Genomic DNA, 12,815 nt, shown 5'->3' on the forward strand with positions numbered 1-12,815 from the left:
TATTATCTGTAAGAAAGCGTTCTATCTCTTCATCTTTTATAGGAGATATACCTTTTTCTAGTTTATCTACTTTATCTTTAATAACATCTACAGCCACTACTTCTGTGTGTTGAGATAAAAGCATAGAGATAGATAGACCGACATAGCCTAGACCTGCTACTGCAATCTTCATAAGATTGCCTCCTTATATAGATTGTTAATTGGGATGAGAATTGGGGTTATAGCTTGTAGTAGCCCTTATACCATTTGGCGAACTTGCGAAGTCCGTCTTCTAGTGTGGTGCTAGGCTTGAAGCCTGCGTCTCGCTCAAGAGCACTTGTGTCAGCGTAAGTAACAGCAACATCTCCCGGTTGCATAGGTACTAGTTCTCGATGTGCTTCAAAGTTATAGTCTTTTGACAGTATGCCTTCTTCTACTAGTACTCGCTGCAATGTATCAACAAAATAGAGAAGGTTTTCAGGGTTGGAGTTTCCGATGTTGTATATCTTATGCGCTGCTAAAGGTAGACCATCTGTTCCTGTTTGTACAACAGGTGGTGTATCTATTACGCGACAAACACCTTCAACAATGTCGTCTATATATGTGAAGTCGCGCTTACAGTTACCCATGTTAAAGATCTTGATAGTGTCACCCCTAACAAGTTTGTCAGTGAAACCGAAGTAAGCCATGTCAGGGCGACCCATTGGTCCATACACTGTAAAGAAACGAAGAGCAGTTGCAGGAATGCCATAGAGTTTAGAGTAGGCATGAGCCATTAATTCATTTGACTTTTTTGTAGCAGCATAAAGCGATACAGGACTATCTACCCTATCAGTTTCTGAGAAAGGTACTTTGGTGTTTCCACCATAGACACTAGAACTTGAGGCATACACTAAGTGCTTTACAGGGTGTTTCCTGCAAGCTTCTAAGATATTAAAGAACCCTACTAAATTTGAATCCACATAGACCTTAGGGTTTTCAATAGAATAGCGAACACCTGCTTGAGCTGCTAGGTTGACCACAACATCAGGTGCAAAGTTTTGAAAGACATCTTCAACAGATTTGCTATCAGATATATCTCCTCTTATAAAAGAAAAATGCCCGACGGAAAACCCATCGGACACCATATCGGTATTATCTCCCCCTGCTGTTCTTGCAAGCATTTTCAATCTGTCGTGTTTAATACCTATATCGTAGTAGTCATTTATATTGTCAAAACCTACAACGTGCGCATCAGTTTCTTCAAGCAGCCTCTTGCACAAAAACGCACCAATAAAACCAGCTGCTCCGGTTACTAGAATTCTATTCAATTGTTTTCTCCGATTTCTAAAAACACAACTTTATATAAATGCCAACGGGGTTTTCGTTTCCAGAAACATTCCGTGATCTTCGTTACGCTTTTGTTTTCCTGTATACATTCATTAATTTTTTCCGAAACGCAAAGCAAACTATTACAATAAAAGCTGTTACTATATATCTCAGCAACGGTAAGCATCCATAAAATATATTAACAACAATTCCTGCAAACACCACCCCAAACGAAAGCAACAAATTGAATCGATTATTTAAAGCGTTAGAAATTTCTAGTTTTTTCGAAAAAAGAAATTGCAAGAACGCCAAAAGACAGCAACTTATTAATGTTGCATATGCCGCAGCAATGTAGCCAAATACCGGCAGCGAAAGAACATTAAGCAAGATGTTAACTGTAGCAGCAACAACAGTTGCCCACATAACATAAGATGTACGCTCCTTGTAGAGAATCAGATTCGAATAAAGGTTATAAAGAGAGGTAAAGAAAATGCCAGAGGCAATTGGAGGAACAAGATACACCGCCTCAACATAGCTCTTCGTTGTAAGCAAATATACAATTTCAGGAGCAAGCAACATCAGTACCAAACACACTACAGCATAAGCGGTAAGTAGCGGTACAGCTACAGAACGAACATTATCCTCTTCGCCCCTTTTTAAACTTTCAAAGATAAAGGGTATTAGTGCTGAATTGATTGCAGACCAAAAAACCAACGAAATCGAACTAAGACTGTAAAGTACTCCATAAATCCCAACAGCCGCTGATCCGACAAAAATACCAATCAAGATCCTATCCGACGCATCAAGAACATACTTCGCAACAGAGTGAATAACAAGAGGCGTCCCTGTTTTTAATGCGAATTGCCAAAATCGTTTATTAAATAAAGTTCTACCCGAAACGAAAATTCCTGATCCAATCACAACAGCAATCAGTCCCGTTACGCATGAAGAAGAGAGGATCCTAACTTCAGTCAACTGCACTACGTCTGAAGATGAAGCCCAAACAACCATCACAATAGCAACTAGAGTTCCCGCTACTGAATTCAGCACCGTTACTAAAAAAACCGCTACATAACGATATTCGTACCTCTGTCTCATTAACCAGAGATTCAATGCAGGATTCAAAAGCAGCATCACGCACATACATCTAACAAGAGGCACCGAAATATCAAGCCACTCAGAAAATAGCTCTCCAAAAGGGATCGACAATAGCACCAATATAGCTGATGGTGCTAATGACAGTGCCAGTGCAGATGATGTATACTGCGCCCTACTATCCTCGAACTTCATCATTGCTATATTAAACGAACCAGAAGTAAGTCCCAATGTCGTTATTATGCCAATGAGATTCAGCCACGTATTATATGTAGTAACAATACCCATCTGCTCCGTCGTAAGTAATCGTGTAAAAATTGGGAGCGATACAATTGCCATCCCTTGAGAACAAACACTTGCAAAGACAAAGACTATTGAAGCCTTGACTCCTTTCGGAACTGCGGAAGGAGTTATTTTTTTAGTAAAACTCAATTATCAGTTACCTGCATTGAATTCAACGCCAAATTGATCAGATATAAAACGTAAAAAGTTAACGGGGGATAGCACACTAACATCCTGAGCGTCTTCGAATTTTAAAGGGGTACATATAAAGTCGATATCCAACGAACCAGCTTCGGAAATCAAAGCTATTTGCTTAGAGTTAAACCATGGTTTTTCTGGAAGAAACTTATTGTTCGACAAGAGCTTCACACCTAGAGCATAAGCTTCATAAGGTCTCAGCGATGAACCTTTATTGCTCGGATCGACCACAATTTCCAAGATCGTTTTCGCCTTAGACGAACGATGTAGCATTTCACTATTCGGGATCAAGTGGTCGTAGTAAAAGAAACCTTCCAAATTGGGTCCAGTATCCCCAATTATGTCAAAACGATAAGTAACAGTATGCGGTTTCAACAACTCAGCAATCGATATTAATACTGGAATTCTACCTTTATCTTTTCCGCAAAAATACAGATCATAAAGGTAGTTATCATCTTCGCCACACGACTCTACTCCGTCGATGTGTGAGTACATACCTTCATAGTGAGCCAGATCATAATAATCCGCATCGTTTTCATTAAATGTAACAATTAAATCAAAGACTTTCTTCTGCCAATCCAAACAAGGTGGATCGTCAGTAGAGCCGATAATATTTGTCAAAACTAAAACAAGCTTTAGCCTCGAGCATTTCTTTTTCATACCCTTCAATAAGAATATATTTTTAGAAAGAGAATTACATTCATACACTATTAGAATTGGACATACGCCTGTTTTGCAATGAATATCTCCAAACAAAGTATCTAACTCATATTTCGCATACCAAGATCCAAAATGCTGTTCCGGATACGACCATAATTTGCAACGAAGTCGATCAATAAAATCATCGCCTTCGGTATAGCGTCGATGGTACGCAACGGATGGATGATCAATAATGTCCGAAATTACACGAGTGTTGTAATCAGCATAATCAAGGATTGAGAAGAAAGCTTTCATTTCGGTCTTTCCGAATCTGGTGTTGTTTTGTCAATTTCTGCCTCCATTTTGGCTTCGGCAACACAACTTTCCACAAGACTTGTGTTGCTCACCTGCCCTGACCTAGGGTATTGCGATTTCATGCAGCTACTTTCATGCTTGTTTCAAGCTTCCGAGTAAATCTATTGACGACGATTTCCGATAGCACAGATACCGAAGCGTATCGGAAACAAATAAACGAGAGGTGCGAGGCGATGTCGTCGCCCCACACCCCCATTGCGACATCTGCGTCATCAAAGGATTGGAGAACTCCTGTGAACAGCAGAGAGGCCAACAGGAAAAGAAGGCTTGCGTATGTTGAGGGTCTGTTACCCGATGTATACGCAAGCGAGTGCGTAAAAGCAGACGGAGATGTGCTTGCTGCACATGAAGTTGAACTTGCCGCACTTGAAAGGATCAAGCAAAACGAACACAGCGCATGGGACGTACTGTGCGCTGAAACGCTCTCAGAGAAGTGCTTCTCACATGGATGTGCTTTTGATACCGGTGCTATTGAAGACTGTCTTGGGTGGTGCAGAGTTGCCATCTTAGGCTTTGAGAGTTGGGTTGTATGATCGAGAAGAAAACAATATGTGACATACTTGCCATCTGTGACTCTAAGCACTCTCACCTCAGACAAGCTTATCTGACACTTCAGCTCTACTACATGTGACAGGACCATCACTGGACAGACAGACAGGAGTGTGAGAAGGTGCTTGATAACTGGATCAGCAAGGCGTGCGCACTTGAAGTACCTGAGATGAGACGCTTTGCCAAGACTGTCGCGAGATACAAGCGATACTTGATGACTGCCACGATAAGCCACATCAACACCGCACGGGCAGAATCGACTAACGACAAGATCAAAGAACTCAAGCGCAAAAGCCGTGGGTTTGGAAGCTTTACTAAAACCAGAAGACGACCGCTTTTGGCCTTCGGCGCACCGGATGCTATTGAGGGTGCCACCGCCTACGTAAGAAGAAAGAAAGCCCAAGCTGCCGCCAGTGCCGCCAAGCCCTCCAAGCACAAGAAGAAGCGCTAGAGGCAGGACATGACACACCTGCCCGTACCCAGGGATCCGCCTAGGTGCGAGGTCACATGATGTCGTTTTTCTAGTTGTAAAGCTGCTTCTCATAGCTTGTTTTTAAAACCCTTGAATCCAAGGGCATATGACAGTGTGACTAAAAACCCATCACTTTTCTTCTGAATCTGGTGTTGGCGCCTTAGATCTCATGTAAATCGTCTGATCAAGTTAATGTTTTGTACGAATCAATATGTTGGACTTATTGGCAACACAAATTTCGGAAAGCCCGGCATATTTGGCATCATAAGAGTTTCGGATTGAACTTTGAACTACTCAAGTAACTCAAAGTTTGGGTCTGGCATAATTCATCCGATAAACGATAGTGCGGATACATATCAGCATGCGCTCGCATCCATATTTCCAACTCTTTCACTTGAAGCTCATACGGCAAAGGTATATATAAATCTTCACCAATACTTCTGATTAATGTCTTATCCAACATGGGTCTATCAGTAGAGATTATCTCCAGATCATCTTTGTGAAAGTAATTTTTTAGAAGTACTAGCAGATCGTATTTTGATATTGGCTTTGCGGGAACCATGTTAATTAAACCCACAGTATCTCTATGCGCTTGAGTTTCCATAGCTTTTGCAAGTTCAAGAGTAGTCAACCCACTCCAAATGGCATTTTTATATCCTTTAATTTCGCCATGTTGCAACATAAACCAATTCAATAAACCTATTCCATGTTGATCTAGATCTGGACCAATAATAGAACATCTAAACGTCAGATTTTTTCTATCACAAAGTTCCCCAAGAGCTTTAGATCTATCGTAAAATGTTTTTCCGTCGGGCCATGAATTATCACTATAAGGTCCTGTATTTCCCGCAAAAACACAATCAGTACTCATATGGAAAACTCGCGTATGAGTTTCTTCTGTAAGATATGCCAGAAAGTGAGGTAAGAAAGAATTTAGATAGGTCGCTTTTTCTTTGTGCACTTCTGCTTGATTGTTTAATATGCCAATTGAATTTATGACTATATCATAATCATCTGACACTGCATTCGATATGCACTCCATATCGAATGCATCCCCAACAATGCTGTTCTCACCATCTGTACCCGATCTCGAAAAACCTACAACATAGTGTCCTCGGTCGCGCAAATAGTGCATAATCATATGTCCGACCATCCCGGTTGATCCAAGAATTAAGAATCTCACGAAAAAGCACCGCCCCCTGCATTAACAAGAGCTTTTTGAACATAATCCGCGGTCATTATTTTCTTAACAGTCTCATCGATATCAAGGCGCTGCGTATTATGGCTCGTATACGATTCCTCTGCCATAGTTTTAACTTCCCCTTCAACCACAAATTTGTCGTAGTTGAGATCTCTTGTATCGGCATGAACTCTGAAGTATTTACCCATATCTTCAGATCTTAAACGCTCCTCTCGAGTCATAAGGGTTTCGAAGAGTTTCTCCCCATGGCGAGTACCTATTATTTTGACATCCGTCCTACCAAATAATCTCTGTACAGCCTCTGCAAGATCTCCAATAGTAGATGCGGGTGCTTTCTGAATGAATAAATCCCCTGGATTAGCATTCTTGAAAGCAAACTCTACAAGTTCAACAGCCTCATCTAGATTCATTAAAAAACGAGTCATAGAAGGATTTGTTATCGTTATTGATTTGCCATTAAGAATTTGATCTATAAATAATGGAATAACACTACCACGTGAACACATTACGTTCCCATATCTAGTACAGCAAATCGTAGTACGACCAGCTCCATTGCGAGCATTAGCATAGATAATTTTTTCCATCATGGCTTTCGATGTCCCCATAGCATTAATAGGATATGCAGCCTTGTCTGTTGACAAACAAACAACACGCTCAACACCATTAGCTATAGCAGAATGTAAAACATTGTCTGTACCTATTACATTGGTTCGAACGGCCTCCATCGGAAAGAACTCACAAGACGGAACTTGCTTTAGAGCAGCTGCATGAAAAACATAATCCACGCCGCTCATAACATCATCTATGCTCTGTCTATTTCTAACATCTCCAATGAAAAACCTTACCTTATTGGCTAAATATGGATATATGGCTTGAAGATTATGTCTCATATCATCTTGTTTTTTTTCGTCTCGTGAAAAAATTCGTATCTCTCTAATTGATGAGTTTAAAAAGTGCTTTAAAACTGTATGTCCAAAAGAACCTGTTCCGCCAGTTATAAGCAATGTCTTTCCTTGATACACTCTGCCTTCACTTCCTCGAGTAAGTCTTAAAACATGTGGTATTTAGCAAGGTTTTCACTGTCTCTTGTCTACCCATGCGTTTTCTGCCTGTTTTTGTATGGTGTAGCGTTTTGTACCCTTCCCAGAGTCGCTAAGCCTTACAGCTGAGTGTATGGGACGAGCTTTAGTATCGATAGAGTAGAGGGACGGACATCCTTGCTCGTTTGTGTTTTGAATCGGGACCTCAAGAGAGGTCAGCTCTCCCTTAAGATCCCTATGGCAGTCTGCACCCTCAGAAAGCAGAACAAACACGAGAATCGCGGACAAAACCACCGTAGAACCCAAGCCGAGCGCGTTAAAGCAGAGGGCACTAGAACGCCTAATGTCAGGGCAAGGAAGCCCAGCAAATGCAGAGACTGTACGGCTACTTATCGATTGTTGCAGCAGGTACGGATGTGTGTACACGCGTACCTCAAAAGCCTCTCCCGGCATGAAAGAGTGCCCCGGGTGGTGCGATGCCCTTGAAGCATACGACAGGCAGCGCAAAGCACAAAAAGCTGCTGTCTTTAGCAGCCCCGAATTAAAGACTGAAAAGCTTGCCCGCGACGAGCGGGTCGCCTTACGAGCGCTTGAAGCTGAAAGGGTCAACACCAAAGGTATGCTTGTCCTTGCGCTTTTGTCCGACAAGTGCGCCAAGGGCGGCTGCGCAAGCAAAGGCGACACCGACGCCATCTGCCCTGGCTGGTGCACCATCGCGCGCCAGGCGTGGAATGCGTGGTGGTCACGATGAGAATAAATGCAGAACTCATCGGAATCGATGCTGGCATATATCAAGTAGATGACATCCACGATGAGGGGACCTATACCTCCGTTAAGACACACGCATCGCCCATGGGCAGAGGTGTGCTGTGTGCGGGCACAGAGCACAGATCCACGGCAGCGCAAAGTCCACGGTGTATCACATACCCTATGCAGGAAAGCCTTGCCTTATCACTCTCAAGAAGAGACGATATAGATGCCCTTCGTGCAATAAAACCTTTACAGAGAACCAACCTCTCATCTCTAGGCTCACACCCCATGTAAGCAAGTGTTTGGAGACGTTTGTCCAAGATGAACTTGAACATGTCAGAACTATTGCCGAACTCGAACGTATAACCGGTGCTTCTAAAAACATCATCGCCAAACTTGAGATGGGTGTACAGATGCCCAAACGCCACCTTTCGCACAACCTCTGTATCGATGAGGTCAGGGTGTTTTCTAAAAAGATTGCCATAAAACGGGGGGATCCTCATATGTCTTGTTGTATCTATGATGCCGATAAGAAAACACTCGTTGACATGCTTAAAGGAGACGGTTCTAAAACCGTCACAGAATACATGGAGGGCTTCACGAAAGGAGAGCGAGATGCGGTGGCAACCGTATCGTGTGACCTTAGAGGCTCCTATATACACCTTGCCGAAAAGCTTTTTCCTGGTGCTGTCATCTACGCTGATAAGTTTCATGTATCTAAACTCGTGACAGGAGCGCTCGATTGTGTAAGAAAAAGACTTACTCATACAATTGAAGATGACAAAGCGCATACAGAGCAGAGAAAAGCTATGCATCGTGCCTCTAAGCTCATACTTATCAGAAAAGACAAGCTTAAACAAGAGAAACAGCGTACTTGTGTGAGAAGTGCCCTTGAGATCGACAAGGCAGATGAGCTTAAGCGTGCCTACCTTGCCCTTCAGCTCTTCTTCGAATGGTCTGATACAACCTACAAAAATCGCGATGAGATGGAACTTGCCTTGAAGCGATGGATATCTATCGCAAAACGCACTAGCGTGCCTGAGATACGCTCGGTAGTAAAAACGATAAACAAACGTATGCCCTATATTCTGAACGCTTGGGAATATAGGCGTACAAATGCCGTGGCAGAAAGTCTTAGCAGACAGATCAAAGACATCATACGTAACTGTCGGGGATTTATGAGTTTTGCAACTCTTAGGCATCGCTGTCTTTTGGTACTTGGACACAAACGAGAGTCCAACAAACCTATCCCGCTGTTTACAAGAAGCGACAAGAGAAAGGAGAGAGCTAACTAGCGAATAGGTCCATCGAGATGGGATCCCGATCTCCTCCACACTAGCGGCTACATATTCAACTTTTTGACTTTTGGTCATCTTTTTTAAAGCTACTCTATGGAGGGCTTAGGTTATTGTGCCCTCATTTTGTCCTCAATCGTAGAATCGAGGTTAGACTTTCTTTGTTTTACCAGTTCAGACATTGGATTTGGTGAATTATCCTACTGATTTTAAGGCTTACCCCGATTTCGAGATACTATCTACCTACGCGATTCGCACAAACAGAATTCGAATAAATTCAACCATAGATCAGAAACCATCGAAGGAGAATATAGATCACATATTTTTTTTCCGGCCGCCCCCAACTGCTCTGCCTTATCCCGATCACGTAGCATTTCTATAATTGCTGTTGCCATTTTCTTCGAATTGCTTGGAGGAACAAGCGGTCCCCCAATAGTTCCACAATCGGTTAAAAAGCATGCACCTCCCGGAGCACAATCCGTAGCGACTACAGGAACTCCTAGGGACATCGCTTCAATAAGCGTATTCGGAAGTCCCTCATATTCTGACGATAAGACAAACAATTCAGCCTTCGATATTAAAGAACTTGGATTCTCAATCTCGCCAGGTAAGTGTACAAATTCACTGAGTTCAATCTTATCAATAATATGCAATAGACGGATTCGATCAGGACCTTCTCCATAAATAGTAAGATGTTTGTCGGGAAATATATCATGAACCATCTTAAAGGCATATATAAGCGTTACAAATCCTTTTTCCGGAACGAGGCGTCCTACGGAAACAATGCCACCAAACGCTCTATCCACGTCAGAATTGTGATTATCTTTTACGGAACTACAAGGATTAGGAATAACAAATGTCTTTTCTGGAAGATTAATACCATATCCCTTCATAGCCCCAGGAAATTGAAACACCGCAGCATCGCATTTCTTGACATACTTTTTAAGAATACCTCTATATACTCTACCTCGAGCAGCAATATCGCCTCTTTCGCATTCAATCACTGCTCCTTTATATCTTGATAACGTAAGGGCAAGATTCGAAAGCAACTCAGGACCAAACATTACAACACAATCTGGGTCTATATTCTTAATTATGTGCGAAAATCTAACTATTGCTTTTGTCTTAATTGATATCTTTTTAAATACGTTACTTCCAGCTGGCGAAAAAGGCTCAATACCTATAAATACTCTTTTAACTTCTTTAGATAATTTAACATGCTCTTGCTTTTCAGTAAAGCAAACAGTATAGACATCAGCACCTTGATTTACTAGCTCATTCATAACAAAAGCAGCTACTTTCTGAGCCCCTCCTACCCCAAGATGCATGATAAAAAAGACAATACGTTTGCCTATAAGCTTCGCAACATCCTCCAATTGTCTTCATATTTTTTTGTTATATAAGAAGAATTACACGATAGGGCAATCAGTAGATAAAACATCGAAAAATCGAGTGTATCAACCAACGATGCCGCCGCAAAACAAACCAATCCACATAGCATACAGCACGAAAACAATGAACCTTGAGCTTTTTTAACAGAATTGAATGCCATGAGTATTATTATCACAAACAATGCTCCAGCAATCCAACCACCATGAAATGTAACATTAAGAAAATAATTATGTGGATGATTGACCCAAAAAGCAGGATTCTCCGGGTCTATTTGGGTAAAAAGATATATATCATATTGCTCACTCTGAACGCCCTCCCCAAATATTGGCGAAGCATTAATCGTCTGCAGCGCTACATCCCATATCAAAGTTCTTCCAGACAAAGTAGGATCCTTATGGAAATAATTAACAATGAAGCTGCTTGTTATGTCTATCAACAATCCACTAATAAGCAATACTTCTGTAATTGTAATCAGAATAAAGAATATAAGCGGGTTTGTTAAAGACTTACGACTTTGATACTTAATCTTCGTAGATTCAATAATCCATAAAACTATCCAAATTATCATTGACATCATAGCGCCAACAGACCAAACTGCAAATAATTGAACGGTTGCAATTAAAAAGATGATCCAAGACTTCCTTGACGTTTGCCCTCTTAGAGCATCAACAGCAAACGTAATTATCACCCATGGTAAAAAGAAATATATCCAACGATTATCCATTCCTAAAAACGAATTCGGTAACAATAGCAATCCACTTGAAATAAAAATTATCGTAAGCAGATTTAATGCAAAATAAATACTCAGTAGATTCCGTATATTAACCAAAAAACGAACCAAGTCTCCTCTAGATGCCATTTCTCCTATCATAAGCACAACAATCGAAGTAATTGCAGGACCTGCATATCTAGAAAAGGATCCAAAATTATCAATAGTCGCTAATAGAATCCAGAATTGAAGACATGTCATAGTCATAACCACAAAAGAGAATCTCAGCCGGAAGTACAAAACGACCACGACTATTGCGCTTAATAGTTTGAAAAATGCAAATATATTATCTGCGACATCGTATGATTTAAAAAGTTGTGGCTCGATAAAAGGAATCAACAAAATGAATAGACAGATCCCCGATTTGTTATCAGAAACCAACAATTTGCTTGCGCTGTTCCTAGCTAAGGTACTCAACGATAGATTGCTTCGACTTTTGTATGTGATTACTCTTGTCCTTGTTGTAATTTTATTCGTCAGCGCTTTAAACTTAAGAAAGATCGATACAGAAATCGAACAAATTTATAAGAAACTACATATGCTAACATTGCGATCTTTCGTCCCAAAGACATGGGACCTTTTAGGAGAATCGCAAGATTTTGCCTAAGCTGTCTCTGTAACCTTTTTCTATCGCCATCATATTGCTTATCGGACTCTTTATCACCATGGATAATCATATCTGTCAGTATTGTGAAGGACGTGCGCTTTTCGTTATATTCGACCTTATCCAATAATTCAGGTCTTCGTATTTCTGTTAGTTTATATACACGATGCCAAACATCTTCAAGATTCAGATAGTTCTCACCAAAAGTACACCCAGTTATGCTTTGCGGGTTTACGAAATAGGCATACAACATAGCATTTGTTTCGACTATTCTTGTAGAATTAAGCAATACTTTAAAGAATCCTTCAACATCTTCATTGTAGATACCAACAGGAAAATGATTCTTTTCAAGTACACTCTTTTTGAAGAGTTTTCCGCATGCGTAATGAACGCATCTATTCCCATCAAATCTCAGCATCACATCCAAAAACTCTTCAGCCGAAAAGACCTCTGTCGATAATTTGCACACAGCTATTTCGCCGAATTCATTTTGTTCTCTAACCCTAGCCAATGCGCATATTGCCACATCAGCATCTGATGCTTCTAGTAAATCCAAAAGCGTCTCTAGGTATGTAGGAGAAACCCAATCATCACTATCTACAAAAGTAAGCAACTCATATTTGACCTCTTCTATCCCCCTGTTTCTAGTAGCACTCAACCCCTGATTGTCTTGATGTATAACTCGTATGGAATTGTTTCTCTCGCATAGGCGGTCGCATATTATTCCTGAAGAGTCTTCCGATCCGTCATCAATAAGAATTATCTCATCAAATTTAGTGGTCTGACTAATAAGAGATCCAACGCATCGCTCTAGGTATTTCTCAACGTTATATACCGGAACTATTGCTGAAACACCCATTAACAAAT

General features: G+C 41.0%; 11 protein-coding genes and 2 pseudogenes. 4 read left to right on the plus strand and 9 right to left on the minus strand.

Annotated features, from left to right (window positions below; translation table 11 throughout):
- The 4 genes and pseudogenes from G7Y37_RS05680 to G7Y37_RS05695 all read right to left on the minus strand — a co-directional run.
- Positions 1-172 (minus strand): annotated as a pseudogene (locus tag G7Y37_RS05680) (UDP-glucose 6-dehydrogenase); the annotation flags it as partial.
- 46 nt (positions 173-218) lie between these two features.
- Positions 219-1,289: an NAD-dependent epimerase/dehydratase family protein gene (locus G7Y37_RS05685; protein WP_165062509.1), complete on the minus strand. Its 1,071-nt coding sequence runs from the start codon at positions 1,287-1,289 to the stop codon at positions 219-221.
- Between the two features lie 82 nt (positions 1,290-1,371).
- A complete protein-coding gene (locus tag G7Y37_RS05690) occupies positions 1,372-2,814 on the minus strand; it encodes a lipopolysaccharide biosynthesis protein (protein WP_165062510.1) in 1,443 nt (480 codons plus the stop codon).
- Between the two features lie 3 nt (positions 2,815-2,817).
- Entirely contained in the window at positions 2,818-3,816 is a 999-nt protein-coding gene (locus G7Y37_RS05695) for a hypothetical protein (RefSeq protein WP_165062511.1), read from the minus strand.
- A 293-nt stretch (positions 3,817-4,109) separates the two neighbouring features.
- Here G7Y37_RS05695 and G7Y37_RS05700 point away from each other — a divergent pair, with 293 nt between their 5' ends.
- Both G7Y37_RS05700 and G7Y37_RS05705 read left to right on the plus strand, forming a co-directional pair.
- Positions 4,110-4,409, plus strand: a complete 300-nt coding sequence (locus G7Y37_RS05700; RefSeq protein ID WP_165062512.1) for a hypothetical protein — start codon at positions 4,110-4,112, stop codon at positions 4,407-4,409.
- A 128-nt stretch (positions 4,410-4,537) separates the two neighbouring features.
- Positions 4,538-4,876, plus strand: a pseudogene (locus G7Y37_RS05705) (transposase); the annotation flags it as partial.
- Positions 4,877-5,159: 283 nt separating this feature from the next.
- Here G7Y37_RS05705 and G7Y37_RS05710 read toward each other — a convergent pair.
- Entirely contained in the window at positions 5,160-6,080 is a 921-nt protein-coding gene (locus G7Y37_RS05710) for a sugar nucleotide-binding protein (RefSeq protein WP_165062514.1), read from the minus strand.
- Positions 6,077-7,102 (minus strand): polysaccharide biosynthesis protein, encoded by a 1,026-nt coding sequence (locus G7Y37_RS05715; protein ID WP_304518578.1) that lies wholly within the window; start codon positions 7,100-7,102, stop codon positions 6,077-6,079. The genes G7Y37_RS05710 and G7Y37_RS05715 overlap by 4 nt, the downstream gene beginning before the upstream one ends.
- Before the next feature lie 454 nt (positions 7,103-7,556).
- Between G7Y37_RS05715 and G7Y37_RS05720 the strand changes: the two genes are divergently transcribed.
- Both G7Y37_RS05720 and G7Y37_RS05725 read left to right on the plus strand, forming a co-directional pair.
- Positions 7,557-7,889, plus strand: a complete 333-nt coding sequence (locus tag G7Y37_RS05720) for a hypothetical protein (RefSeq protein WP_165062516.1) — start codon at positions 7,557-7,559, stop codon at positions 7,887-7,889.
- A gap of 118 nt (positions 7,890-8,007) precedes the next feature.
- The gene (locus G7Y37_RS05725) at positions 8,008-9,183 is read left to right on the plus strand and encodes an ISL3 family transposase (RefSeq protein WP_165062517.1); all 1,176 of its coding nucleotides are present in this window, start codon (positions 8,008-8,010) and stop codon (positions 9,181-9,183) included.
- A gap of 239 nt (positions 9,184-9,422) precedes the next feature.
- Here G7Y37_RS05725 and G7Y37_RS05730 read toward each other — a convergent pair whose 3' ends face one another.
- From G7Y37_RS05730 to G7Y37_RS05740, 3 genes are all read right to left on the minus strand, one after another.
- A complete protein-coding gene (locus G7Y37_RS05730; protein ID WP_165062518.1) occupies positions 9,423-10,559 on the minus strand; it encodes a glycosyltransferase in 1,137 nt (378 codons plus the stop codon).
- The gene (locus tag G7Y37_RS05735) at positions 10,535-11,434 is read right to left on the minus strand and encodes an O-antigen ligase (protein ID WP_165062519.1); all 900 of its coding nucleotides are present in this window, start codon (positions 11,432-11,434) and stop codon (positions 10,535-10,537) included. The genes G7Y37_RS05730 and G7Y37_RS05735 overlap by 25 nt, the downstream gene beginning before the upstream one ends.
- A 386-nt stretch (positions 11,435-11,820) precedes the next feature.
- Positions 11,821-12,807, minus strand: a complete 987-nt coding sequence (locus tag G7Y37_RS05740; RefSeq protein WP_165062520.1) for a glycosyltransferase — start codon at positions 12,805-12,807, stop codon at positions 11,821-11,823.
- Positions 12,808-12,815: the final 8 nt, after the last annotated feature.

Origin of the sequence: Adlercreutzia sp. ZJ154, assembly GCF_011039055.1 — a bacterium.
In the GTDB taxonomy this organism is placed as follows: Bacteria; Actinomycetota; Coriobacteriia; order Coriobacteriales; family Eggerthellaceae; genus Adlercreutzia_A.